Consider the following 25,665-nt stretch of genomic DNA (forward strand, 5'->3'; position numbering starts at 1 on the left):
GAGGCGGGGGAACGCGGCACGGCTCGGACTCATGGCCGGGCCGGTCGCGTTCTTCGCCGTCTTCTTCGCCTGGCCCGTCACCGCGATCGTCGCGCGCGGGCTCAAGGCCGACGGTGTCTGGCAGTTCGGGCGGATCGCGGACGTCGTGGCGCAGCCCGGCATCCGGCACGTGCTGTGGTTCACCACCTGGCAGGCGCTGGCCTCCACCGCGCTCACCCTGCTTCTCGCGCTGCCCGGCGCGTACGTGTTCGCGCGGCTCGGCTTCCCGGGCAAACAGCTCCTGCGCGCGGTGGTCACGGTGCCGTTCGTGCTGCCGACGGTCGTCGTGGGCACGGCGTTCCTGGCGCTCGTCGGCCGCGGCGGACTGCTCGACGCGCTGTGGGGCGTACGGCTGGACACGACGGTGTGGGCGATCCTGCTCGCGCACGTCTTCTTCAACTACGCCGTCGTCGTACGGACGGTGGGCGGCCTGTGGTCCCAGCTCGACCCGCGGCAGGAGGAGGCCGCGCGGATGCTGGGCGCCTCCCCGTTGCGGGCCTGGCGCACGGTGACCCTTCCAGCACTCGCCCCGGCCGTGGCCGCCGCCGCGCTGATGGTCTTCCTGTTCACCTTCACCTCCTTCGGCGTGGTCCAGATCCTCGGCGGCCCCGGGTTCTCGACCCTCGAAGTGGAGATCTACCGGCAGACGTCCGAGCTCTTCGACCTCTCCACGGCCGCCGTCCTCACGATCGTCCAGTTCGCGGCGGTCGGCGCCATCCTCGCCGTGCACGCCTGGACGGTGCGCCGCCGGGAGACCGCGCTGCGGCTGGTCGACGCCGCGGTCACGGCGCGCCGGCCGCGCGGAGCCGGGCAGTGGACGCTGCTGGCCGGCGTCCTCGCCACCGTCGCCCTCCTCCTGGTGCTGCCGCTCACCGTGCTGGTGGCGCGCTCCCTCGACGCCCCGGACGTGGGCTACTACCGGGCGCTGACCCGCACGGACGGCGGCACGTTCCTGGTGGCGCCGATCTGGGCGATCGGGAACTCCCTCGAGTACGCCGCCGCCGCGACCGCCATCGCCGTCGTGATCGGCGCCCTCGCCGCGGCCGCGCTGGCCCGGCGGGACGCCGGCCGGATCGTACGGGGCTTCGACGCGCTGCTGATGCTGCCGCTCGGCGTCTCCGCCGTGACCGTCGGCTTCGGCTTCCTCATCGCGCTCGACCGGCCGCCGCTGGACCTGCGCCAGTCCTGGATCCTCGTCCCGCTCGCCCAGGCGCTGGTCGGCGTGCCCTTCGTCGTACGGTCCATGCTGCCCGTGCTGCGGGCGGTCGACGGACGACTGCGCGAGGCGGCGGCCGTGCTCGGGGCCTCGCCCTGGCGAGTGTGGCGCGAGGTGGATCTGCCGCTGGTGCGGCGGGCGCTGCTGATCGCCGCCGGGTTCGCGTTCGCCGTCTCGCTGGGGGAGTTCGGGGCGACCGTGTTCATCGCCCGGCCCGACCAGCCGACGCTGCCGGTCGCCGTGGCGCGGCTGCTGGGGCGGCCCGGTGACCTCAACTACGGCCAGGCGATGGCCCTTTCGACGGTGCTGATGGTGGTGTGCGCGGTGGCGCTGCTGGTGCTGGAGCGGCTGCGCACCGACCGGACCGGGGAGTTCTGATGCTCTGGACAGGAGAGTTCCGATGCTGCTGAGCCTTCAGAGCGCGACGGTCCGCCTCGGCGGCCGGGCCGTGCTCGACGCCGTCGGCCTCGACGTCGCCGAGCACGAGATCGTGTGCGTGCTCGGCCCCAGCGGCAGCGGCAAGTCCACGCTGCTGCGGGCCGTGGCCGGGCTCCAGCCGCTGGACTCCGGTCGGGTGACGCTCGACGGACGCGACCAGGCCGGGGTGCCTGCGCACCGGCGCGAGGTCGGGCTGATGTTCCAGGACAACCAGCTGTTCCCGCAGCGGGACGTGGCCGCCAACGTGGCCTTCGGCCTGCGGATGCAGGGCATGCCCAAGGCCCGACGGCGGGCCGAGGCGCAGGAGTTGCTGGAACTGGTGGGCCTGCCGGGAGCCGGAAGCCGTGCCGTCGCCGGGCTCTCCGGAGGCGAGCAGCAGCGCGTGGCGCTCGCCCGCGCCCTGGCCCCCCGGCCCCGGCTGCTGATGCTGGACGAGCCGCTCGGCCAGCTCGACCGCTCGCTGCGGGAACGGCTCGTCGTCGAACTCCGCGAGCTGTTCGGCCGGTTGGGTACCACCGTGCTGGCCGTGACGCACGACCAGGGCGAGGCCTTCGCGCTCGCCGACCGGGTCGTGGTGATGCGGGACGGCCGAATCGCCCAGTCCGGTACACCACTTGAGGTGTGGCAGCGCCCCGCCGACGCATTCGTCGCCCGCTTCCTCGGCTTCGAGAACGTCGTCGAGGCGACCGTCGAGGCGGACGTCGCCCTCACCCCCTGGGGCAAGCTCCCGGTGCCCGCCGACGCCCCGCAGGGCCCGCGCACGCTGCTCGTCCGGCCCGCCGGCGTCCGGCTGCTGCCGCCCGGCGAGGGCCTGCGCTGCACCGTCACCGCCCGCACCTTCAAGGGCACCCACGTCGCCCTCCACCTCCAACCGCAGGACGCCCCCCGCCTGGAAGCGGCCTGCGCCCTGCGCGAGGCCCCGGAGGCGGGGGAGACGGTCGGCGTGGAGTTCGACGCCGCCGACGTCGTCGTCCTGGGCTGAGCAGTGCTGTGGCCGTGACCGGGGGGTTTTGCCGGAGCTGGTGCCTCCGCGGTGATCGCCTGGCGCGGCTGGCGCCGGACAGTGTGCCCCAGGGGCCGCGCACCGGGCCGTGGCGTGTGTCCGTGTTCCGGTTGGCGCCGCCCGGCGGAGGGCTCCCCAGCACGGGCACCGGAAAGGGCGGGGGTGCGCTCGGCGTCGAGTTCGGCGCCGGCGGCGCCGGCGGCGCCGACGTCCCGGGCTGAGCGGCGTCGGGCTCGTGACCGGCGCTTTGCCCGAGGTCTGTGTGGGTGATTGATCATCCGGCCTAGGGTGACGGCATGACGTTGTTGACGCATGACCGTTACTGTGACGAGATCGCCCACCAGGTGGCCGGGTTGAGGGCCGTGGTGACCTCCGGGGCGGACCTCGGGGCCACCGTGCCGACCTGCCCCGACTGGACGCTGGAGCAGCTCGTGCGACACGCGGGCGGGGCCCTGCGCTGGTCGCAGGCCCTCGTCGCCTCGCGCGCCGAGAAGAACATTCCTCCCGAGGAGATCCCGTTCGCCCGCGGCCCCGAGGAGCAGGGCGACGCCGCGGCCCTGGACGCCTGGCTCGCCGAGACGGGTGAGCTGGTCGTCCGTACGCTGCGCGAGGCCGGTCCGGGCGCCGAGGTGTGGAGCTGGTTCGAGGACCACAGCTCCGGCTTCTGGGCCCGCCGGATGACCCACGAGATCGCCGTGCACCGCGCCGACGCCGCCCTCGCCGCCGGGCTGCCCTACGAGGTGACGCCCGAGGTGGCCGCCGACGCGATCGACGAGTGGCTGGTGATCGGCCCCTGGATCCAGCGGCGCCGGGCGGCCCGCGAGGGCAAGCCGCTGCCGCAGGGCCCGGGCGGCAGCCTGCACCTGCACGCCACCGACACCACCCCCGAGCTGAACGCCGAGTGGATCGTCGAGTGGGGCGAGCAGGGCGTTCAGTGGCGGCGCGGCCACGAGAAGGCGACCGTCGCCCTGCGCGGCCCGCTCACCGCCGTGATGCTCGGCTTCTACCGCCGGATCCCGCTGGACAACGAGGAGTTGGAGGTCCTCGGCGACCGCGCGGTGCTGGAGGGCTGGCTGGAGCGCATGGCGTTCTGACGCCGTGAACGACCGTGGCCCGCCCCCACGACACGGGGACGGGCCACGACGGTGTGCGAGAGGTGAGGCGTCAGCTGTCGTTCTTCGCCCCACGGCGGCGCATGCCGAAGAACACGGCACCGCCACCGACGACGACCAGGGCGGCCGCGATGCCGGCTATCAGACCGGTGTTGGAGTTCGCGCCGGTCTCGGCGAGGTTGGAGCCACCGGCCGCCGGGGACGGGGCGTTGCCCGCCTCAGCCGGAGCCGGGGCGCTGCTGCTCTCCGACGCAGAGGGGGCCGGGCTCGCGGACTCGGCCGGAGCCGGCTCCGAGGGCTTCTCAGAGGGGGCCGGGGACTCCTCGGTCGTGCAGGCCGTCGCCGGGGTGGTCAGGACCGGCGAGATGTCGTCGTCGACGTTGAACCGGTCCGTCTTGACGTGGATGCGGTAGGCCGTGCCGGCCTTCCAGTCCACGTCGAAGGTCACGGGGGTGCCTTCCTCGGACCCCTTGACCTCCTGCTGACCGGCCTGCTTCTCGCCGGAGTCGGTCTTCTCGAACACGGTGACCGTGGCAGGCGTCCCGGAGCCGTCCTTGTCCGTGACGACGATGGAGCTCTTGCCGCCTTCGCACGTGGCCTCGGCGGAGAACTCGGTGATTCTGCACGCGAGAGCCGAACCGGCGACACCTATGACGAGCGCGGCGGAAGCAGCGGAAACACCCAGAATGCGCACCGAACGTGCGCTGCGAGTCATGGACACGTTTGTCCTTTACAGATACAGAACTGCGGGGGGTTGTAGGGGACTTGGGGCGGCCGCATGGTGCCGCCTCAGTGTCCCCGCGAGACCCACAGGTCTATAAGTGCCCCGTAAGAGGTGTCAACGCGCAAGCGGACAAGGTCCGTTGGCTTTGCCTGCTTATTAACCGCCGAGACGTTTCAGCGCCTCCGGAGCCTCATCGATCCGGTCAACGAGACTGATTCTGGCCTCCATTGAGCGTTCCTGGGCCAGCGACCGCAGCAGCGGCCAAGCGGGCAACCGCTCCGTCCAGTGCACCCGGTCCACCAGCACCATCGGCGTCGGCTCGCCCCGCGACTCGTAGTAGTTCGGCGTCGCGTTGTCGAAGATCTCCTGTACGGTGCCGGCGGCGCCCGGCAGGAACACCACGCCCGCGTTGGAGCGGGCCAGCAGGCCGTCCTCGCGCGTGGCGTTGGCGAAGTACTTGGCGATGTGTGTGGCGAAGGCGTTGGGCGGCTCGTGGCCGTAGAACCAGGTGGGGATGCCGACCGACGTCCCACCGCCGGGCCAGCGCTCGCGCACCTCGAAGGCGGCGCGCGCCCAGTCGCTGACGGAGGGCCGGAACGACGGTGCCTCGGCGAGGAGGCGCAGGGCGTCGTCCAGCATCCCGTCCCCGAACGGCGCGGCGTAGGCGCCGAGGTTCGCCGCCTCCATGGCGCCGGGTCCGCCGCCCGTGGCCACGGTGAACCCGGCGCGGGCCAGCTCACGGCCCAGCCGGGCGGCACCGGCGTACTCCTCGGTCCCACGGGCCATGGCGTGGCCGCCCATGACGCCCACCACCCGTGCTCCGTCCAGGAGTTCGTCCAGCGCGTCGCAGACGGAGTCGTCGTGGATCGCCCGGAGCATCGAGGAGTAGACGTCGCCATCGGCCTTCGTCCGCTGGAACCAGGCGTACGCCTGAGCGTCAGGCGTCGCCTCGTACCCCTTCTCCAGCGAGGCGAACAGCTCGTCGGGGGAGTAGACGAAGCCCCGGTAGGGGTCGAAGGGCAGCCCCGGCAGCGGTGGGAAGACCAGGGCTCCGGCGGCGCGTACGTGGGCGGCCGCCTCCGGGGCCATCGGACAGCCGAGGAAGACGGCCTCCCAGGCGTCGATGGAGAGCAACGCACTTGTACGGCCGGTCAGATCGACGGCCTGGACGCGGAATCCGGCGAGGGAGCCGTGTTCGGTGACGACCGCGTCGAACTCGGCGAGCGTTTCGATCTCACGGTCACGGACGGCCTGTTCGGGCTGGGCGGGTATCGGATGCACCCGCCCATGCTGGCACAGCCGTTGGGCGCGAGGACCGTGCTCGGTGCTCGGTGCCCAGCGCCGGTTCAGCCTTTCACCGCCGCCGGGTCCATCCACATGACCTCCCAGGTGTGGCCGTCGAGGTCGTCGAAGGCGCGGCCGTACATGAAGCCGTGGTCCTGGGGCTCGCCACTCGCGGTGCCGCCGGCGGCGATCGCGCTGTCGACCAGCTCGTCGACCTTCTCGCGGCTCTCGGCGCTCAGACACAGCAGGACCTCGCTGGTCCGGGTGGCGTCCGCGATCTCCTTCTTCGTGAAGTCGGCGTACCGCTTCCTGCCGAGCAGCATCGCGACGATCGTGTCGCTGATGACGACGCAGGCGCAGTCGTCGGTCGTGAACTGCGGGTTGATCGTGTAGCCGAGCCGCGTGAAGAACTTCTTCGAGGCCTCGACGTCCTCGACGGGCAGGTTCACGAAGATCATCTGCTGGTACATGCGGTCTCTCCCTGGGGTTCCGTGCTGTTCGCGGGGATAGACCGGCGGCCGCCGGGAAACTCATCGGCGGCCGCGGATCTTCTTCGTACGTTCGTGCGGGTCGAGTCGGGTCGGGTTGAGCAGGGGCAGTCGGGACGGCTCGGGTCAGCGGGCCAGCGGGAGCGCCGCCAGGGCGGCGATCACCAGGGTGAGCGGGGCGAACATCGCGAACAGGGCGCCCCCGCGCAGGGCGGCGGCGCTGCGCAGCGTCCTGGCCGGGGCGCCCAGGCGGAGCAGCGCGGCGACGGTGTCGGCACGGGACTGCCGGGTCTCCACGGCCGCCATGAGCAGCGTCGCCACCGCGCACCCGCTGACCAGGACGGCACCGAGGACGGTCAGCGGGCCGAAGGACGGCGCGGTGTCGTCGTACAGCGCGGTCATGGCGTACACCCCCGAGGCGACCGCGCAGACGACGCCGAGCGGCCGGCCGATGCGGTTGGCCTCGGCCATCAGACCGCGGCCCGCGAGGAGCCGCAGGGCGCCCGGGCGCACCGCCTGGAGCAGCCGGCCGCACAGGTAGGTGAGGCCCGGGGCGGCCAGGACGAGACCGACGGCGGTGACCGCCCAGCCGACGAGCACGCCGAGCGGGCCTGCCGCCAGGCCGCCGGGCAGCGTGGAGACGGGACCGCTGACGGACCGGCTCGCGTACGCCTCCACGGCCAGGCCCGCGGCCAGGACGGCGATGCCCCAGGGCAGCCCGGCCGGGGTCTCGCGCGCCGGGGCGGGCGGGTCCTCGCTCGGGCGGCGGAGCGCCTCGGCGAGCTCGGTGGCCTGGGCCGGGACGGCGGGGGCCTCGGTGCGCTCCGGAGCCGGCTCGGCGGAGGTGCCTTCCGCGCTCGCGGCGCCGTCCGCACCGTGACCGGCCGGGACGGGGGTCCGTACCCGCAGGCGGGCGCCGAAGCGGCCGTACGCCCCGAACGTCTCGCGTGAGCCCGAGCGGCCGTACGCGCCGAAGCGGCCGTAGCCGCGGGGCTGACCGGCCTGCGCGGGACGGACGTCGCGCGGGCGCAGCGTCAGGGCCACCACGCCCGACGCGATGACCGGGACCAGGCCCAGCAGGGTCAGGGCGGCCGGGAGCGGGAGGGGTTCGCCGGCGGCCAGGAACTCGGCGGCCGCGCCGTCGAAGGGCAGCCCCGTCAGATCGCCCCGCAGATGCAGGAAGAACAGCAGCGCCACCATCGAACCCAGCGTGCAGGACAGGGCCGTGGTGACCACCGAGACCGCCATCAGGCGGGCCGGGCCCAGGCCGACCGCCGACAGTCCGGGGCGCGGGCGCGTGGCCGGGTCGGTGCGGGCCACCGACACCGCGAACTGGACGGTGGCCGCCAGCGGCACCGCGCACCAGGCGAGGCGGAGCACCGAGGCGGTGGGCGCCTCGGGGTGGACCAGCGCGTAGCCGAGGGCGGCCAGGAGCAGGAAGCCCGTACCGGCCGCGGCCGTCGCCACCAGCAGACGGCGCAGGTGGACCGCGGGGTGGGCGGCGCGGGTCAGGCGGAGAGCGAGCACGCCGCCCGCCCTTCCGAGCCGGACCCGGGGGCCGGAGGCAGGTGCACGGTGTTGACGCGGCGCCCGTCCAGCAGCGCCACCGTGCGGTCGGCGAGGCCGGCGGTCTCGGCGTCGTGCGTGGCCAGGACCACCGTGATGCCGTGCGAGCGGGCCGCCGTGGTGAGCGTGCGCAGCACATGGCCGCGGTCGGCCCGGTGCAGCGGAGCCGTCGGCTCGTCGGCGAACAGGACCGTCGGCGCCGGGGCCAGCGCCCGGGCGATCGAGACGCGCTGGCGCCCGGCCCGGCACAGTTCGTGCGGGCGCTTGCGGGCGGTCTCGCCGACGTCGAGGCGCTCCAGCCACTCCAGAGCGGCGGTCTTGGCCCGGCGGCGGCTGGTGCCGCGCAGCATCAGGGGCAGCGCGGTGTTCTCCCAGACGTTCAGCTCGGGGACCAGCGAGGGCGCCGGATCGATCCAGCCGAAGCGGTCACGGCGCAGGCGTTCCCGGGTGACCGGGCCCATGGTGTGCACCGGCGTGCTGTTGAACCAGACCTCGCCGTGCCGCACCGGCACCAGGCCGGCCAGGCAGCTCAGCAGGGTGGTCTTGCCGCTGCCGCGCGGGCCGCTGACCGCGAGGATCTCGCCCTCCCGCACGCCGAGCGAGACCCCGGCGAGCGCGGGCGAGCCGTCCTCGTACCTGAAGTGCAGGGAGCGTGCCCAGAGCACGTCGTTGTCCGGCGGGGCCTCCATGCGCGTACACCTCGGTTCTGATCCGTATTTCCCGTTGATTCGTCCCCCGTCCGGGGGAACGAAGGCTGGGCCGATCGGTCACTGGCACGCTAGGAGGGAGCCGCCGGGGGGCCGGACAGCACACGGCCCCGGGCCGTCGTTCTCACTCGAACGGACGCCACCGGGGCCGGTGTTGATCACAGGATCACAGGATCACGGATCGCGGATCACAGCTTCGTCCACGCCTCCGTCAGCGTCGCGCGCAGGATCTGCTCGATCTCGTCGAACGTGTCCTGGTTGGAGATCAGCGGCGGGGCGAGCTGGACGACCGGGTCGCCGCGGTCGTCGGCACGGCAGTACAGGCCGTTCTCGAACAGGGCCTTGGACACGAAGCCGTACAGGACGCGCTCGGTCTCCTCCGCGTCGAAGGTCTCCTTGGTGGCCTTGTCCTTGACGAGCTCGATGCCGTAGAAGAAGCCGTTGCCGCGGACGTCGCCGACGATCGGCAGGTCGTGCAGCTTCCGCAGCGTCGACAGGAACGCGGCCTCGTTGTCGAGGACGTGCTGGCCCAGGCCCTCACGCTCGAACAGGTCCAGGTTGGCGAGGCCCACCGCGGCCGAGACCGGGTGGCCGCCGAAGGTGTAGCCGTGCAGGAAGACGTTGTCGTCCTTGTAGAACGGCTCGGCGACGCGGTCGGAGACGACGCAGGCGCCGATCGGGGAGTAGCCCGAGGTCATGCCCTTCGCGCAGGTGATCATGTCCGGGACGTAGCCGAACTTGTCGCAGGCGAACATCGTGCCCAGGCGGCCGAAGGCGCAGATGACCTCGTCCGAGACGAGCAGTACGTCGTACTGGTCGCAGATCTCGCGCAGGCGCTGGAAGTAGCCGGGCGGGGGCGGGAAACAGCCGCCGGCGTTCTGCACCGGCTCCACGAAGACCGCCGCGACCGTGTCCGGGCCCTCGAAGAGGATCTGCTGCTCGATCTGGTCGGCGGCCCAGCGGCCGAAGGCCTCGGGGTCGTCACCGTGGATCGGGGCGCGGTAGATGTTGGTGTTCGCGGCCTTGTGCGCGCCCGGCACCAGCGGCTCGAAGGGCGCCTTCAGGGCCGGCAGGCCGGTGATGGCGAGCGCGCCCTGCGGGGTGCCGTGGTAGGCGAGCGCACGGGATATGACCTTGTGCTTGGCGGGCTTGCCCTTGAGCTTGAAGTACTGCTTGGCGAGCTTCCACGCGGTCTCGACGGCCTCGCCGCCGCCGGTGGTGAAGAAGACCTTGTTCAGATCGCCCGGCGCGTAGTCCGCCAGCCGCTCGGCCAGCTCGATCGCCTTCGGGTGGGCGTAGGACCACACCGGGAAGAAGGCCAGCTCCTGCGCCTGCTTGAAGGCGGTCTCGGCGAGTTCCGTGCGGCCGTGGCCGGCCTGGACCACGAACAGACCGGCGAGGCCGTCGAGGTAGCGCTTGCCCTTGTCGTCGTAGATGTGGGTGCCCTCGCCCCGGACGATGGTCGGGACGGGGGACTTCTCGTACGAGGACATGCGGGTGAAGTGCATCCACAGGTGGTCGTACGCGGTACGGCTGAGGTCCTTCTGGGTCACGGTTATCGGGTTCCCCACATGTAGGTCTGCTTCTTGAGCTTGAGGTAGACGAAGCTTTCGGTGGAACGCACGCCGGGCAGTGCCCGGATGCGCTTGTTGATGACGTCCAGGAGCTGGTCGTCGTCCTCGCAGACGATCTCGGCGAGGACGTCGAACGAGCCCGCGGTCATCACCACGTACTCGACCTCGGACATGTCGCTCAGCGCGTCGGCCACGGCCTCCACGTCGCCCTCGACATGGACGCCGACCATCGCCTGCCGGCGGAAGCCCACGGTGAGCGGGTCCGTGACGGCGACGATCTGCATCACGCCCTGGTCGAGCAGCTTCTGCACACGCTGGCGCACGGCCGCCTCGGAGAGGCCGACCGCCTTGCCGATCGCGGCGTAGGGACGCCGGCCGTCCTCCTGGAGCTGCTCGATGATGGCGAGGGAGACGGCATCCAGGTGCGGGGTGCCGTTCCGGGACTCGCGGGAGGAGTCCTTCTGGTCTGCGCTTCGACTGGCCACGGCCTCACTGTGCACGACGTCTCGACAGTTCCGCAAGGCCGTATCGATGAAATCCGTTGTCCACGGCAGTCAGTACTGCGGATTTCGCAGTTCCGGAGCGATGGGGGGTGTTGAAAACGTGGGATGCGGGACTAGGGTGGGTGTCTCAGCGAACGGACCGTGCGATCCGCACACTTGAACCGACAGGAGGCCGGCAGTGAGCACCGAGCTGCGTCGTCTGCGCAACTACATCGACGGTGAGTTCCGGGACGCCGCCGATGGACGGACCACCGAGGTGGTCAACCCGGCGACGGGCGAGGCGTACGCGACCGCACCGCTGTCCGGTCAGGCGGACGTGGACGCCGCGATGGCGGCCGCCGCCGCGGCCTTCCCCGCCTGGCGCGACACCACGCCCGCCGAACGCCAGAAGGCCCTGCTGAAGATCGCCGACGCGTTCGAGGAGCGCGCCGAGGAGCTGATCGCCGCCGAGGTGGAGAACACCGGCAAGCCGATCGGACTCACGCGGGACGAGGAGATCCCGCCGATGGTCGACCAGATCCGCTTCTTCGCCGGCGCCGCGCGCATGCTCGAGGGCCGCTCGGCCGGCGAGTACATGGAGGGCCTGACCTCCATCATCCGCCGCGAGCCGATCGGCGTCTGCGCACAGGTCGCGCCGTGGAACTACCCGATGATGATGGCCGTCTGGAAGTTCGCCCCGGCCCTCGCCGCCGGCAACACGGTCGTGCTGAAGCCCTCGGACACCACCCCCGCCTCCACCGTCCTGATCGCCGACATCATCGGCTCGGTCCTGCCCAAGGGCGTCTTCAACGTCATCACCGGCGACCGCGACACCGGCCGCCTCATGGTCGAGCACCCGACGCCGGCCATGGCCTCCATCACCGGCTCGGTCCGCGCGGGCATGTCGGTCGCCGAGTCGGCGTCCAAGGACCTCAAGCGCGTCCACCTGGAGCTCGGCGGCAAGGCCCCCGTCGTCGTCTTCGAGGACACCGACATCCCCAAGGCCGTCGAGGACATCTCCGTCGCCGGCTTCTTCAACGCCGGCCAGGACTGCACGGCCGCCACCCGCGTCCTCGTCCAGGAGTCCATCCACGACGAGTTCGTCGCCGCGCTCGCCAAGGCCGCCGCCGAGACCAAGACCGGCCGGCCCGACGACGAGGACGTGCTCTACGGCCCGCTGAACAACCCCAACCAGCTCAAGCAGGTCTCCGGCTTCATCGAGCGCCTGCCCGCCCACGCCAAGGTCGAGACCGGCGGCCACCAGGTCGGCGACAAGGGCTACTTCTACGCCCCCACCGTCGTCTCGGGCCTCAAGCAGGACGACGAGATCATCCAGAAGGAAGTCTTCGGACCCGTCATCACCGTCCAGTCCTTCACCGACGAGGACCAGGCGGTCGAGTGGGCCAACGGCGTCGAGTACGCCCTCGCCTCCTCGGTGTGGACCAAGGACCACGGCCGCGCCATGCGGATGTCCAAGAAGCTCGACTTCGGCTGCGTGTGGATCAACACCCACATCCCGCTCGTCGCCGAGATGCCCCACGGCGGCTTCAAGAAGTCCGGCTACGGCAAGGACCTCTCCGCGTACGGCTTCGACGACTACACGCGCATCAAGCACGTGATGACGTCGCTCGACAGCTGACGTAGACACACCTGCGGCACCTGACGCAGCCGCACCTTCCCGCGGCCGGCGTACCCCTGACACGGCCCCGGACGGACCACGATCCGTCCGGGGCCGCGTGTCCTTCCTGAACCGCCTTGGTGAAGAGCGGATTTGTGCGTAGCTGCCGGGCCGCCCTTCCTCCTACGATGGAGGCCACCGTCGGGGGAGGGTGGACGTGACGCGCACTACACCGCAGGGCAACGGGCGCCGCCTGGAGGACTCGATCGCCTGGGCGGTCCGCAACGCGGACGGGGTCGTCGCCATCGGCGTCGCCCTCACGGTCGGGATCATGGACGTCCTCGACCAGAACATGGACTCCAACATCGTCTCCGGAGCCACCCTGCTCGTCCTCGCCGCCCTCGTCTTCGGGTCGCTGACGGAGCGCCGGCGCCGGGTGGCCGACATACAGACCGCCGCCGAGGGCACCAGCCGCGCCATCGAGGACCTGGCCATGGTGCGCACACTGTCCGGCGCGGAGGTCGGCCTCGCGCACGAACGCGCCCGGCGCAGCACCACCCGATGGGTCTTCCGCGGCGGCACCGGCACCTACCTGCGCGCCGTCACTCTGCCCCAGTGCGTGCTGGAGGCCCAACGGCAGCGCCGCTCCCTCAGCATGAAGATCGACATCGTCAACCCCGCCGACGAACAGGTCTGCGCCGCCTACGCCCGCTTCCGCCGCACCTTCGGACACGGCCTCGACCTCGCGGAATGGACCACCGAACGCACCCGCAAGGAGTCGTACGCCACCGTGGTCGCCGCCGCCTGGCACCGGCAGCGCCTCGACACCCTGGAGATCGACGTCCACCTCTCCTCGGTCGCACCCGCCCTGCGCTTCGACCTCTCCGACAGCTGCCTGATCATCACCCAGGACGACCCACGCCGCGTCAGCCTCGCCGTCGAACGCGACCGCCCCCTGTACGACTACTACGTCACCGAGCTGCACCAGAGCCGTGAACAGGCGGTCAAGCTCGACCTCAGGGAGGCCACCGAACTGGCCGACGAACCAACCGTCGACGAGGTCAGACGACTGCTCGACCGGCTCGGTCTGCCCCTGCCGGCGAGCTTCACCGACCGTGACGTCAGCGACATCATCGACAAGGCGCTCCACGCGGAGGATCCCTACCGCAGGTGAGCGCCGTGTTCCGGCCAAGGGGGGACGTGATGGACTACCCGGCCCTGGAACGGGCCGCCCGGCGGGAAGCCGCCGCCGACCTGCTGCGCCACGCCACATCGGAACTCGACCGGATCGTCTCGGGCCACCGCCCCCTGCGCGCGGTCCGCCACCCGCTGGGCTTCGTCTGCCTGCCCATCCTGCGCCAGGGCGACGACGGGGCCTGCGTGCACGTCTTCGGCACCAGAACAGCGGGGGAGGGGCCGGACGAGACCGCTGCCGCCCAAGTCCACTGCCACAGCTGGGACTTGCTCAGCACCGTCCTGTACGGCGAACTGGGCAACCTGCGCATGGACGTCGACGACACCTCCGGCGCGCCCACGCACCGCGTCTTCGAGGTGTTCAGCCACCCCACGGGTCTCGACGAACTCCGGCCCACACAAAGGCTGGTGCGCTGCCGCCCCGGCGCCGAGCAGACCAGCGCGCGCGGCCAGACGTACGCCCTCGCCGCGGGTGAGTTCCACACCACGGTGGTGCGGGACGGCCGTCCCACCGCCACTCTGGTACTGGGCCGCAGCCTGCCCGGCCGGGTGGACCTCTCCCTGGGTCCCCTGACGGCCCCCGGACACCGCATGCTCCGCCGTGCCTGCGACGCGACCGAGACCGCCCGGATCGCTCGGGCCGCCCTCAGGAGGATCCATGAGCACGAACCCTGACCCCGCGCCCCCAGCCGGCCCGGCCGGCCGCTTCGCCCGCGAACACCGCACGGCGGTCGCCGCCGCCGAGGAGGCCGGCTCACTCCTGCGGTCCCGCTTCCCGGACGGCTTCGCCGCCCGCCCCAAGGGCGAACTCGGTGACGTCGTCACCGACTTGGACCTCCTCGCCGAGCAGCTCGTGGTCGGCCGGATCCACGAACGCTTCCCGCACGACCGCATCCTCGCCGAGGAGTCCGGCGAACTCGCCGGCGACGGCGGCGGCCGCACCTGGCTCGTCGACCCCCTCGACGGCAGCAACAACGTGGTGATCGGCCTGCCCGTCTACGTCGTCGGGATCGCCCTGTGCGTGGACGACACCCCCGTCGTCGGCGTCGTCCACGACCCGGTCACCGGCCGCACCTGGTCGGCGCGCAGGGGAGCGGGCGCCCACGGCCCGGAAGGCCGCCTGGCCGCCCCCGACCGTGCCCTCGCCCCGTCCGGCCCGCTGCTCGCCTGGACCCAGGGCCACTCCGTCCCCCGCGACGACTCCACGGCCTGCGTCCTCAAACACGCCCTGGAGCTGCGCTGCCGCCGCCTGCTCCAGCTCTGGGCACCCCTGGTCGCCTGGGCCATGCTCGCCCGCGGCGACATCGACGGCTTCGTCGGCTACCGCGCGGAGGCCATCGACCTCCCGGCCGGCGCCCTGCTCGCCCGCGAGGCCGGCATCGCCCTGCGGCACCTGGACGGCACGGAGTTCGGCGGCGGCTACCACGGCCCCGACACGCGCCGCTCCTTCGTCGCCGGACGCCCCGAGGTGCTGCCCCAGCTGCTCGACCTGGTCGACGGCTGCGTACAGAACCACCGCCCGGGCCTCGTCCCGCCGCGCTGACGCGGCCCACGCGGCCCTACTCGCTGAGACTGCCGTCCGGATTCCAGTCCGAGGGGATCTCCTCGGACAGGCCCAGTTCGCGGGCGCGCGCCATGATGTGCCGGCGGATCGTGTCGTGCGGATCGCGGCGGCCCCGCCCGACCGCGTGGATCGCCCGGCGCAGATCCTCCCGGCCGTGCAGCTCCGCCGAGCGGATCGGATAACTGCCGTCGGGCAGCGCCCAGCCCTGCGCAGCGCAGTAGCGGCGGGCCGCGGTATCCAGGTCACCGGCGTCCGGGGTGTCGAAGTTGCCCTTGTCCATGGGCGGAATTCCAGCACGGCGTGCGTGCCGCGCCGGGGAGACGGCGCCGCAGTGGTGGGGAAGTTCCCCTGGGGTTTCTCGTTTGGATGAGGGACGGATCAGGGTCGGGCGAGGGACGGATCAGGGTCGGGCGAGGCCCGGATCAGGGTCGGGCGAGGCCCGGATCAGGGTCGGGCGAGGCCCGGATCAGGGTCGGGCGAGGCCCGGATCAGGGTCGGGCGAGGCCCGGACGAGGGCCGTACCAGGGCCGGACGAGGGCCGGACGAGGGCCGGACGAGGGCCGTACCAGGGCCAAAACCAGGCCGGATCAGGGCCGTACCCGGCCTGGTCGAGGCCCGGATCAAGGTCGGGCCAGGCCGGTCCAGGGCCGGATCAAGGTCGGGCCAGGCCGGTCCAGGGCCGGATCAGGGCGGGGCAACGGCCGGTCCAGGGCCGTACCGGGGCCGGGCTCGCGGGCCCTGAGCCGGGGGCGTCCGGCCCGAGCCGAACCAAAAGCCCCTAGTGGGTCAGCGCCAGCGCGGCCACCGACGCCGTCACCGCGCACACCGCCAGGACCGCGCCGGTCCCCATCAGCCGGGTGAGCGGCACCCGTACGCCGTGCGCGTGGCACCGCTCGAACCAGATCAGCGTGGCCAGGGAGGCCCACGGGGTGATCACCGGGCCCACGTTGGTGCCGATCAGCAGCGCGAGGAGCTGGTCGTGGTTGCCGACCGGGACGGCCGCCTCCCCGGCGAGATAGACGGGCAGGTTGTTCAGCACGTTCGACAGACCGCCGCCGACCGCCGCCGCGCGGAGCTGGCCCAGCAGACCACCGTCATGACCGACCGCCGACGCCAGCAGGCCGTGCAGACCGAGCGCGTTCACCGTCTCGACCACGAGGAACATCCCCGGCACCATCACCAGCAGCCGCCACGGCACGAGCGACAGCCGCAGCGCGGCCCGCTCACGGAACGCGAACGCCGTCACCGCGATCGCCGCCGCCGTCGCCGACGCCACCCACAGCGGTACGTCGGCCACCAGGATCGCGAGCAGGAACCCGGCGCACGCGAGCGCACAGGCACGGAACAGCACCGGGTCGCCGGGCCGGTGCGCAGCGGGCGGCACATAGCGGTCCGCGGTGTCGGGCCGTACGTCCCGGGAATGAGCGGCGCCCGGCCCCGAGGCCGTCGTGCGCACCAGGTCGGGCACGGCCGCACCCGCGGCGTCCCCCTCGCCGCGCTTCCCACGCCGCCAGAAGAACACCCACAGACACCCCATCGTCACCACGAGAGCGGCGAGTTGGGGCGCCCACATCCGGCCGGCCATGCCCACCGGCGACAGTGCCACCCGGTTCGCCGCCAGCAGGTTCGTCAGATTGGAGACCGGCAGCAGCAGGCTCGCCGTGTTCGCCAGCCACACCGTCGTCATCGCCAGCGGCACCGGCGCGATGCCCACCCGCGCGGCCAGCGCCAGCATGACCGGGGTCAGCAGCACCGCCGTGGTGTCCAGGTTGAGCGCGACGGTGGTGACCGACGCGAAGGCCACGCAGAGCAGGAACAGCATCGCGTAACTGCCCCGACCCGCCCGCGCCACCCGCGCCGCCACCACGTCGAACACCTCGGCCCTGCTGGTCAGTTCGGCCAGCACGATGACCGTCCCGAGGAACGCCAGCAGCGGCGCGATGCGGGTCATCGCACCGGACGCCGCACCGGTCGGCAGCAGCCCCGTGGCCACGCACGCCACCCCGACGGCCAACAGGCCGATCGCCACCCGGTCGAGCACATGCAGACGCAGTAAGGCACGCACAGAGGGAAGGGTCGCACATCTGTGCCCCAGTGGGGACTCCTCGCTCCTGATCGGAAATCCCGTAGAACGCCGAGGCCTTGGAGGCCGGTCTGCTGCCAGCACGGGCTGTCACTCTTTCGTGTAGGCCTTCTGAGGGACGGAGAGAGGAAGCGGATCTCGGCGCCATTGTGGCGTCATTACGACGTCAACCGAAGCCGACGAGGCCGCCGGCCATGCCCGGTACACCTACCGGCTCCGCGTGTCGTCCACCGCCCGCACCGCGCTGCTCGCCGAATCGGACCGGTGCCGGTGGGTCTGGAACGAGTGCGTGGCCCGGTCCAAGAAGGCTCACGCCGCAGGCGAGAAATGCGGCCCGGCAACGCTGAGCAAGATGCTGACCGAGGCCCGAGCCGTCACGCCATGGCTGGCCGAGGGGCCCTCCGTCCCCAGCAACAAGTCATCCGCGACTTCGGCAAGTCCCGCGCCAAAGCCCTGAAAGACATCAAGAACCGGATGCCGACGCAACAGAGAGCCGGGCTGCCGAAACACAAGAAGAAGCACGAGGCAGATCCGACCCTCAACTACACGCGAAACAGCTTCCGGCTGAAGGACGGGCGCCTGCATCTCGCGGGAGGCATCGTCCTGACCGTGGTGTGGTCCCGAGCCCTGCCCGCTGAACCGTCATCAGTGCGCGTGTACCGGGACAGCGTCGGCCATTGGTACGCCTCCTTCGTCGTGCCCGCCCAGGTTCAGCCGCTCCCAGCCACCGGCAAGGTGATCGGGATCGACTGGGGAGTGCGGGAGACCGCCACGACCACCAGCGACAGGCACGACCTCCCGCACGCCGAGCACGGCCGCAGAGCTCAGACCAAACTGACCCGCTACGACCGGATGATGGCCCGGCGAAAACCGGCCAAGGGCGGGCGGGCTTCGAGGGGTTACCGGAACGCGCGGAAACTACGGGCGAAGACGTGCCAGAAGATCGCCAGGCAACGGCAGGACACCGCCCGGAAGTGGGCGAAGAAGGTCGTCCGGGACCATGACGCGATCGCCGTGGAGGACTTTCGGCCGAGGTTCCTCGCGAAGACATCGATGGCCCGCAAGTCCGCGGACGCCGCGATCGGCGCGACCAAGAAGGCCCTGCTGGAGATGGGCCGCAAGCACCGGCGGGACATGCGTCTGGTGAACCCCGCGCACACCACCATGGACTGCGGACGCTGCGGTGCGAGAGCCAAGCACGCACTTCCGCTGTCGGAACGTACGTACACGTGCACCACGTGCGGACTCGTGTCCCCGAGGGACAAGAACTCCGCGCGCGTGATGCTCGTCCGGGCTGGTCTGGCCCCGGCTGGTGCTGAGGGCGTAAGACGTCGCGGAGCGCTGCTCCAGGATGCTGCCTGAGCCAGGAATCCCCTCCCCTTTTGGGAAGGGAGCAGTCAACATGAATCCATGTTGGATCGTCAGATCACCCCGGGGGACACCAACACGGGGCCGTTGGACTTCTTCATCAGTTACTCGCCCGCGGACGAGCGGTGGGCGTCGTGGATCGCCTGGACCCTGGAGGAGGCCGGGTACCGGACGGTGTTGCAGGCCTGGGACTTCGTGCCCGGGACGAACTTCGTCGACTTCATGGACCGCGGGGTGAGCGAGTCCGCCGCGGTCATCGCCGTGCTGTCGCGGAACTACGAGCGGTCCCGGTACGGGCGGATGGAGTGGCAGGCCGCGCTGCGGGCCGACCCCGACGCTCCGGAGCGGCGGCTGCTCACCGTCCGGGTCGAGGACATTCCCGTGGAGGGGCTGCTCGCCACCATCACGTACGTCGATCTCGTCCCGGTCGCCGAGCCGTCGGCGGCGCGTGAGCTGCTGCTCACCCGGGTGCGGCAGGCGGTCGACGGGCGGGCGCGGCCCAGTCTGCGGCCCGACTACCCGGGCGGGCAGAACGGGCAGCCGCTGGTGCCGGCGCCGGCGCCGGCACCAGCGTCGCCCGTGGCTCCCGGGCGGCCGCTGGGGCGTTCCGGGTGGGCCGGGCGGCGGCGGCCCGCGTCGCCGCCGTCGTATCCGCGGGTGGCCGGGGACGTGCGGGCGCGCGAGGCGGTGAACGTGCTGCATCTGGCGGGGCCCGCCTTCGGGCGCGGTCAGGACCCCGCCGAGTTGCAGGCCGCGATCTGGGGCGACCTGGTCGAGCTGGCCGATGCCGGGGCGCCGTCGCCCGATCTGCTGCTGGTGACCGGGGACTTGACGGCTTCCGGCAGTCGGCGGGAGTTCGAGCAGGCCCTGTCCTTTCTTACCGGGTTACGGGCACTGCTGGGGCTGGAGCCGCATCGGGTGGCGCTCGTACCGGGTGGTCAGGACGTCAACCAGGCTGCCTGTCAGGCCTACTTCAGCACCTGTGAGGCGGACGAGATGCCCCCGCGGCCGCCGTACTGGCCCAAGTGGCGGCATTACGCGCGGCTGTTCCAGGAGCTGTACCAAGGGCTTGACGTCGTCTTCGACAGTGATCAGCCGTGGACGCTGTTTCCCGTGCCCGAGCTGCACACCGTGGTCGCGGGGCTCAACTCCTCGATGGCGTACAGCCATCGGCGCGATGACCAGTACGGGATGGTCGGGCCGGAGCAGGCCGCGTGGTTCGCGCAGGCGCTCAGGCCGCACGAGAGCGAGGGGTGGCTGCGGATCGGAGTCATGCGGCATGCGCCCGGCGCGGCCGACGTCCGGCACTCCGGTGCGCGGCGTGTGGCGGTCGTCCAGGACGGCAGTGGGCCGTTGCGTGACACGGACGTGCTGACGCGGCTGACCGCGCCGCGGCTGCATCTGCTGGTGCACGGGCCGGCCGAGGCGGGCGGGCCGTCCGTGCTGTCCACGGCGACCGGTGAGGTGCAGGTGCTCGGGGCCGTCGGACCGGGCCGGCATCAGTTGCTGCGGATCGGCCGTGAGGGGCTGACGGCCTGGCAGGGGCCGGGGGAGGAGGAGCGGCGGCCGGTCGCGTGGCGGAGCGCGCAGCGGGCGTTCGGTCCGGACGGTCCGGCGGGGGACGACGCGGTGGACGCCGTGCACCTCGGGGGCCCGGGCGGCGGGGCGGCGTCGGACGCGGAGCCGCGCGTCCTGCAGAGCCCGGCCGAGGTCCTGCTCGCGCGGGTCGCGGAGGTCTGCCGGACCCGGCACGAGGGTGCGCAGATCCGCCAGGTGGAGGGGTCCGTGCCCCAACTGCTGGTCACCTGGAGTCAGTCGGGGTTCGTGCGGCAGCAGCGGGTGGCCGTGCACACCGGCACTCCGAGCGGGCAGGACGTCGACCGGTTCGTGGCGCTGGTGCACGCGGCGGACTCCGAGGCGGAGGCGGAGCTCGTGCACGACGGCCCGCCGCCCGCCCGCGAGCTGCGCGAGGCGGCCCGCCGCCGGGGCGTACGCGTGCGCAGCTTCACGGAGTTCCAGGGGCTGCTGGATCTGCGGGCGTACGTCGCGGCGCAGAGCGAGCGGCTGCGCACCGATCCGCGGTATCCCCCGGGCATGTATCTGCCGCAGCGTTACCGGGAGGTGGAGCGGCTCGACTCCGAGGAGCGGGACGGGCTGGTCGACGACATGCTCCGGTTGCTCGACTCCGATCAGGGCCGCTTCCTGCTGCTGCTCGGGGACTTCGGGCACGGCAAGACGTTCGCGCTGCGCGAGCTGGCCCGGCGTATCCCGGCCGAACTGCCGCATCTGGTGCCGCTGTTCATCGAACTGAACACGCTGGACCGGGCCTACTCCTTCGAGGGGCTCGTCGCCGCGCACCTGGCGGCCCACGGCGTGGACAACATCGATCTGCGGGCGTTCCGGTACATGCTCCAGCAGGGGCGGATCGTGCTGCTCTTCGACGGGTTCGACGAGCTGGTGACGCAGGTGACGTACGACCGGGCGGCGGAGCGTCTGCAGATGCTGCTGGACTCCGCGGTGGACAGCGCGAAGATCGTGGTCAGCAGCCGTACACAGCACTTCCGTTCGCAGGGCCAGGTGCTGACCGCTCTCGGTGAGCGGGTGGGGATGCTGCCGCACCGCCGGGTGCTGGCGGTGCAGGAGTTCACGCCCCGGCAGATCCGCGCCTACCTGGTCAACCGATACGACGGGGACGAGCACGCGGCCGAACGCCGGGTGCGGCTCCTGGACGCGATCCCCGATCTGCTCGCGCTGTGCCGCAATCCCCGGTTGCTCGGTTTCGTCGCCGATCTCGACGACGACCAGCTGCGCGCGGTGGCCGGGGCGGGCCGTGCGCTCAGTCCCGCCGGGCTCTACCAGGAGGTGCTCACCTCCTGGCTGCGCTACGAGGAGCAGCGCGTCGGCGGTGGGCCGGGCCGGGCGCCCGGGCTCGATCTGGAGCAGATGTGGAACGCGGTGACCGCGCTCGCGCTGCGGCTGTGGGAGAGCGGTCAGGACTCGCTGCGGCTGGACGAACTGACCGATGTCGCCGAGACGTTGACGGGGCTCGCCGACAGTCGGCTGTCGGTGCCGCAGACCGCGCACGCCATCGGCTCGGGCAGTCTGCTGGTGCGCAGCGAGGAGGGGGTGTTCCGGTTCATCCACGGGTCGGTGGTGGAGTGGCTGGTCGCCCGTGAGTGCGCGCGCAGGCTCGGTGACGGGGACGCGACGCTCCTGATGCGGCGCGGGCTCAGCCAGCTCGCGGTGGAGTTCCTGTGCGATCTCGCCGATCACCGGATCTGCCAGGCGTGGGCCGAGGGGCAGTTGAGCGGCGCTCCGGCGGGGGAGCCGGAGGCGACGGTGCTCGGGCAGGAGGTGGCCAGGGCCAACGCGGTGAAGATCCTGACCCGGCTGCGGGTGCCCGCGCACACGGATCTGCGCGGCGCCGCCCTGGCCGGTGAGGATCTCTCGCACCGGGACTTCGCGGGCGTCGATCTCACCCGTGCGGATCTGACCGACGCCCGGCTGGTGGGGGCGAATCTCTCCGGTGCGGTGCTGAGGCAGGCGCGGCTGACCGGCGCGCGGCTGGACGGGGCGGATCTGAGCGGGGCCGATCTGCGGGGCGCCGATCTGCGGCGGGCGCGGTTGATCCGTGCCGATCTGACCGGGGCCCAGGTGGAGGGCAGCCGGTGGCGGCAGGCGGCGCTGATCGCGGCGACGAGCGGGGAGCTGGCCGGGACGCCGGAGCTGGCCGCCGCGGCCGTGGCGCCCGGCATGGCCGTGGAGTCCGGTTTCCGGCCCTCGGCGGTCGGGGTGCCGTACGGCTTCGACATGCGCACCAGCCGGCTGCCCGAGCCGATCTCCTACAGCCCGGACGGCGAGCTGCTCGCCGTGGGCAGCGAGGACGGTGGCGTCCTGGTCTGCGACGCCGCCACGGGTACGCCGCTGCGCACCCTGAAGGGGCACACCGGCCGGGTGTACGCGGTGAAGTTCCGCGAGCGGGTGCTGGCCACGGGCAGTTCCGACGGCACGGTACGGCTGTGGGACCCGGTCTCGGGCGGCTGTCTGCACCGGCTGGAGATCCATCGGCGCGGGGTGTGGCCGCTCGCTCTCGACGCGGACGGTTCGCTGCTGGCCACCGGCGACGCGGATGGGGTGGTCACGGTCTGGGACACCGCCTCGGGTACGCCGCTGCACCGGCTGGCCGGGCATGCCGCGCCCGTCTACACGATCGCCTTCGGGCCGGGCAACGCGCTGCTGGCGACCGGGGACGCCTCCACGTCCGTACGGCTGTGGGACCTCGCCACCGGGCGGCAGACCGGCGAACTGCCGGGCCATCAGGGGGCGGTGTACCGGGCGCGGTTCAGCCCGGGCGGCACGCTGCTGGCCACCGGCGACCGGGGCGAGGAGCGGAGCAACGGGACGGTGCGGGTGTGGGACGTCGCCGACCGGAGCGTGCGGCACGAGTTCCCGGGGCACTCCGGCCGGGTCTACACGCTGGACTTCCATCCCGGTGGCCGGTTCCTGGTGAGCGGGGACACCGAGGGGGAGGTGCGGCTGTGGGACCTGGCCGACGGGACCGGCGGGCTGCTCGGCGGGTGCCGCGGGGCTGTCTACCAGGTGTTGTTCGATCCGGACGGGACGCTGCTCGCGGCCGGGGACAGTGCCGGGGTGGTCCGGCTGTGGCGGGTGGACCAGCAGGCCGAGACCCCCGCGGTGCCGATGAACCGGCAGCCCGCGGAGCACCGCGGCTCGGTGTGGGTGTGCAAGTTCCGCCCGCACGGCGACGCGCTCTCCCCGGGCTCCGGCGCGCTGCTGGTGACGGGCGGCAACGACGGGGTCGTACGGCTGTGGGATCCGGCGACCGGGCAGGGCAGGCGGATCCTGCGGGGTCACGGGCGGCGGATCGGCACCCTGTCGTTCAGTGCAGACGGTTCGATGCTGGCGGCGGGCAGCAACGACGGCTGCGTGCGCGTGTGGCATGCGGAGAGCGGGCGCCGGCTGCGCGAGCTGACCGGGCAGAGCTCGCGGCTGATCTCGGCGATGTTCGGTCCCAGCGGTTCGCTGCTGGCCACCGCGAGCAGCGACGGCGACGTCTATCTGTGGAACGCCGCCACCGGCGAGTACCAGCGCGAGCTGGACGTCGAGACCGACCATGTCTGGGCGGAGGCGTTCAGTACCGACGGCTCCCTGCTGGCCATCGCCAACGACGACGACACGGTGGGGCTGTGGTACCGGGCGACCGGCGCGGCCCACGTCACCATCGGCGAGCACTTCGGGCGGGTCCGCGCGATCGCGTTCCGCTCCGACGACGCCGTGCTCGCGACGGGGTGCGACGACCGGAAGGTGCGGATCTGGGACCTGGCCGAGCGCCGTATCACCGCCGTGCTCGACGGGCACACCGACCGGGTGTACGCGGTGGCGTTCGCGCCGGACGGTTCGTGGCTGGCCAGCGCTTCCTGGGACGGGCAGGCGGTGATCTGGCGGGACGGCGCGGTCGTGCACCGGCTGACCGGGCACACCGGGAAGCTGTGGACGGCGGCGGTGCATCCGCTGCGCCCGCTGCTCGCGACGGCCGGCGACGACCGGACCGTCCGCCTGTGGGACCCGCGCACCGGCCGGGAGACCGCCGTCCTGAGCGGGCACACCGGCCGTGTCCTGGCGGTCGCGTTCAGCCCCGACGGCTCCCTGCTGGCGAGCGGTGGCGAGGACGGCACGGTGCGGCTGTGGAACGTCCCGGCCGACGCCCCGCCGGCCCTGCGCGCCACTCTGGTCGGCATGCCCGACGGTTGGGCCGCCCTGTCGCCGTCCGGCGGCTACAAGTACGAGGGCGACGTCACCGGCGAGTTCTGGCACGCGGTGGGCATGTGCCGTTTCGAGCCAGGGGAGTTGGACGGCCACGTGCCGGGCGTGCGGCAGGTCCCGCTGGACGAGCGGCTGGGGTGATGCGGCGCAACGGGCGCTGTGACACGGGCGAGTTGAGGGCGGGGGTGCTTTTGAACGCGTTCAACTATGGGCGTACGCTCCTGCCGTGAGTGACAGAGCCGCCCTGCTGAAGGGCATCCGCGTCTGGCTGGTCTTCTTCGTCGTGTGTCTGGTGCTCAGCGGCGCCACCGCCTTCCCCCTGGTGCACGAACTGCGCTGGGGGAAGGCGGTGTTGCGGTCCCTCGCGGTGCCGGAGCACCTGCCCGCGCTGATGGAGTGGATCACGCGGGTGCGGCAGGGACTGGACACCGCCGACGCCGAGTACCCCTTCGTGCTGTACGGCACGGACTGGCTGGCGTTCGCCCACCTCGTCATCGCGGTCGCCTTCTACGGCCCGTACCGCGATCCGGTCCGCAACGTCTGGGTCGTCGAGTTCGCGATGATCGCCTGCGCGGGCATCGTCCCGCTCGCCCTGATCTGCGGGCCGATCCGCGCGATCCCCTTCTGGTGGACGGTCATCGACATGTCCTTCGGGGTGTTCGGCGTCGTCCCGCTGTACGTCGTACGACGGAAGATCAGGCGGCTGGAGGCGCTGACCGCGAGGCCCGCCCCGGCCGCCTGACCGTCGCGCATGGTCGTACGTCGTCGTACGTCGTCGTGCGTGGTCGTGCGTCGCCCTGCGTCGTCCGCTCAGCGGTTCTCGATGCGCTCCACCAGCTCGGCGGCCATCGACTTGATGGTCTCCAGGCCCTCGTGCCCCCAGGGGTGCGGGTCCTGGTCCACCGAGCAGATCGTGCCCAGCACCACGCCCGTACTGTCGATGAGCGGGGCGCCCAGGTAGGAGAGGATCCCGATGGCGTCGACGACGTGGTTGCCCGCGAAGCGCGGGAAGTCCCGGACGTCGTCCAGCACCAGGGCCTTGCGCCGCCGCACCACGTGCGGGCAGAAGCCGATGTCGAGGTCACGGGGCATCACGCGGCCCGGCACCGGGTCCTCCAGCAGCGGGGTCTCCAGCTCCACCGTCACGTCCGAGGCCGCGCTGTAGAGGCCCGCGAAGTACTGGCGGTCCTCGTCGAGGAAGAAGTTGACGCCCGCGTAGCAGCCGCCGGTGCGCTGCGCCAGCTCGCGCGCGAACTCGTCGTACTCCGGCAACGGCCGGGCCTCGATGCCCAGTTCCCGCAGCCGGCGCGTCCGGGCGGTCACCTCGGGGTCCTGCGGGGGCAGGAGAAGATGCCGCACACCGATCCCCGTCTCCCCTCCGAAGGAGGGTTTGGACACGCTGGTTGACATGGGAACTCCTT

Annotated in this window: 19 protein-coding genes and 1 pseudogene; 10 read left to right on the top strand and 10 right to left on the bottom strand. The window is 72.2% G+C overall.

Features of this window, described 5'->3' with window-relative positions:
* The first annotated feature begins 31 nt into the window (after positions 1-31).
* The 3 genes from QFZ74_RS22925 (at position 32) to QFZ74_RS22935 (ending at position 3,790) form a co-directional block, all read left to right on the top strand.
* Positions 32-1,633: an iron ABC transporter permease gene (locus QFZ74_RS22925; RefSeq protein ID WP_307622684.1), complete on the top strand. Its 1,602-nt coding sequence runs from the start codon at positions 32-34 to the stop codon at positions 1,631-1,633.
* Positions 1,634-1,655: 22 nt separating this feature from the next.
* Entirely contained in the window at positions 1,656-2,675 is a 1,020-nt protein-coding gene (locus QFZ74_RS22930) for an ABC transporter ATP-binding protein (protein ID WP_307622685.1), read from the top strand.
* Positions 2,676-2,992: 317 nt separating this feature from the next.
* Positions 2,993-3,790, top strand: a complete 798-nt coding sequence (locus QFZ74_RS22935; protein ID WP_307622686.1) for a maleylpyruvate isomerase N-terminal domain-containing protein — start codon at positions 2,993-2,995, stop codon at positions 3,788-3,790.
* 70 nt (positions 3,791-3,860) lie between these two features.
* On the opposite strand, the gene QFZ74_RS22940 is transcribed toward QFZ74_RS22935, so the two are convergent.
* The 7 genes from QFZ74_RS22940 to QFZ74_RS22970 all read right to left on the bottom strand — a co-directional run bounded on the left by QFZ74_RS22940 (position 3,861) and on the right by QFZ74_RS22970 (position 10,651).
* Positions 3,861-4,523, bottom strand: coding sequence for an LAETG motif-containing sortase-dependent surface protein (locus QFZ74_RS22940; RefSeq protein WP_307622687.1), 663 nt, complete (start codon positions 4,521-4,523; stop codon positions 3,861-3,863).
* Positions 4,524-4,688: 165 nt separating this feature from the next.
* The gene (locus tag QFZ74_RS22945) at positions 4,689-5,813 is read right to left on the bottom strand and encodes an LOG family protein (protein WP_307622688.1); all 1,125 of its coding nucleotides are present in this window, start codon (positions 5,811-5,813) and stop codon (positions 4,689-4,691) included.
* A gap of 65 nt (positions 5,814-5,878) precedes the next feature.
* On the bottom strand, positions 5,879-6,286 hold the full coding sequence (locus tag QFZ74_RS22950; RefSeq protein WP_307622689.1) for a VOC family protein: 408 nt from the start codon (positions 6,284-6,286) through the stop codon (positions 5,879-5,881).
* A 144-nt stretch (positions 6,287-6,430) separates the two neighbouring features.
* Entirely contained in the window at positions 6,431-7,831 is a 1,401-nt protein-coding gene (locus tag QFZ74_RS22955; RefSeq protein ID WP_307622690.1) for a hypothetical protein, read from the bottom strand.
* Entirely contained in the window at positions 7,813-8,559 is a 747-nt protein-coding gene (locus tag QFZ74_RS22960) for an ABC transporter ATP-binding protein (protein WP_307622691.1), read from the bottom strand. The genes QFZ74_RS22955 and QFZ74_RS22960 overlap by 19 nt, the downstream gene beginning before the upstream one ends.
* 206 nt (positions 8,560-8,765) lie before the next feature.
* A complete protein-coding gene (locus QFZ74_RS22965; protein ID WP_307622692.1) occupies positions 8,766-10,130 on the bottom strand; it encodes an aspartate aminotransferase family protein in 1,365 nt (454 codons plus the stop codon).
* A gap of 2 nt (positions 10,131-10,132) precedes the next feature.
* Positions 10,133-10,651 carry an Lrp/AsnC family transcriptional regulator gene (locus QFZ74_RS22970; RefSeq protein ID WP_307622693.1) on the bottom strand — a complete coding sequence of 173 codons (519 nt, stop codon included), beginning with the start codon at positions 10,649-10,651 and terminating at the stop codon, positions 10,133-10,135.
* Positions 10,652-10,832: 181 nt separating this feature from the next.
* On the opposite strand from QFZ74_RS22970, the gene QFZ74_RS22975 reads away from it, so the two are divergent.
* The 4 genes from QFZ74_RS22975 to QFZ74_RS22990 all read left to right on the top strand — a co-directional run bounded on the left by QFZ74_RS22975 (position 10,833) and on the right by QFZ74_RS22990 (position 14,988).
* Complete coding sequence (locus QFZ74_RS22975) at positions 10,833-12,272, top strand: gamma-aminobutyraldehyde dehydrogenase (RefSeq protein WP_307622694.1); 1,440 nt, start codon at positions 10,833-10,835, stop codon at positions 12,270-12,272.
* A gap of 196 nt (positions 12,273-12,468) precedes the next feature.
* On the top strand, positions 12,469-13,425 hold the full coding sequence (locus tag QFZ74_RS22980) for a hypothetical protein (RefSeq protein ID WP_307622695.1): 957 nt from the start codon (positions 12,469-12,471) through the stop codon (positions 13,423-13,425).
* Between the two features lie 29 nt (positions 13,426-13,454).
* Positions 13,455-14,120: a hypothetical protein gene (locus QFZ74_RS22985; RefSeq protein WP_307622696.1), complete on the top strand. Its 666-nt coding sequence runs from the start codon at positions 13,455-13,457 to the stop codon at positions 14,118-14,120.
* On the top strand, positions 14,104-14,988 hold the full coding sequence (locus QFZ74_RS22990; RefSeq protein WP_307622697.1) for an inositol monophosphatase: 885 nt from the start codon (positions 14,104-14,106) through the stop codon (positions 14,986-14,988). Before QFZ74_RS22985 ends, QFZ74_RS22990 begins: the two co-directional genes overlap by 17 nt.
* A 16-nt stretch (positions 14,989-15,004) precedes the next feature.
* Here the strand turns inward: QFZ74_RS22990 and QFZ74_RS22995 are convergent, their stop codons facing one another.
* Both QFZ74_RS22995 and QFZ74_RS23000 read right to left on the bottom strand, forming a co-directional pair.
* The gene (locus tag QFZ74_RS22995) at positions 15,005-15,289 is read right to left on the bottom strand and encodes a hypothetical protein (protein WP_307622698.1); all 285 of its coding nucleotides are present in this window, start codon (positions 15,287-15,289) and stop codon (positions 15,005-15,007) included.
* A gap of 498 nt (positions 15,290-15,787) precedes the next feature.
* Positions 15,788-17,074 carry an SLC13 family permease gene (locus QFZ74_RS23000; protein WP_307622699.1) on the bottom strand — a complete coding sequence of 429 codons (1,287 nt, stop codon included), beginning with the start codon at positions 17,072-17,074 and terminating at the stop codon, positions 15,788-15,790.
* A gap of 175 nt (positions 17,075-17,249) precedes the next feature.
* On the opposite strand from QFZ74_RS23000, the pseudogene QFZ74_RS23005 reads away from it, so the two are divergent.
* The 3 genes and pseudogenes from QFZ74_RS23005 to QFZ74_RS23015 all read left to right on the top strand — a co-directional run bounded on the left by QFZ74_RS23005 (position 17,250) and on the right by QFZ74_RS23015 (position 24,986).
* Positions 17,250-18,454 (top strand): annotated as a pseudogene (locus QFZ74_RS23005) (RNA-guided endonuclease InsQ/TnpB family protein).
* A gap of 48 nt (positions 18,455-18,502) precedes the next feature.
* Positions 18,503-24,385, top strand: coding sequence for a TIR domain-containing protein (locus QFZ74_RS23010; protein ID WP_307622700.1), 5,883 nt, complete (start codon positions 18,503-18,505; stop codon positions 24,383-24,385).
* A gap of 85 nt (positions 24,386-24,470) precedes the next feature.
* Positions 24,471-24,986, top strand: coding sequence for a hypothetical protein (locus QFZ74_RS23015; RefSeq protein WP_307622701.1), 516 nt, complete (start codon positions 24,471-24,473; stop codon positions 24,984-24,986).
* A gap of 68 nt (positions 24,987-25,054) precedes the next feature.
* Here the strand turns inward: QFZ74_RS23015 and QFZ74_RS23020 are convergent, their stop codons facing one another.
* On the bottom strand, positions 25,055-25,654 hold the full coding sequence (locus QFZ74_RS23020) for a GAF domain-containing protein (RefSeq protein WP_307622702.1): 600 nt from the start codon (positions 25,652-25,654) through the stop codon (positions 25,055-25,057).
* Positions 25,655-25,665 lie beyond the last annotated feature (11 nt).

It is taken from the genome of Streptomyces sp. V3I7, assembly GCF_030817495.1.
GTDB lineage: Bacteria > Actinomycetota > Actinomycetes > Streptomycetales > Streptomycetaceae > Streptomyces.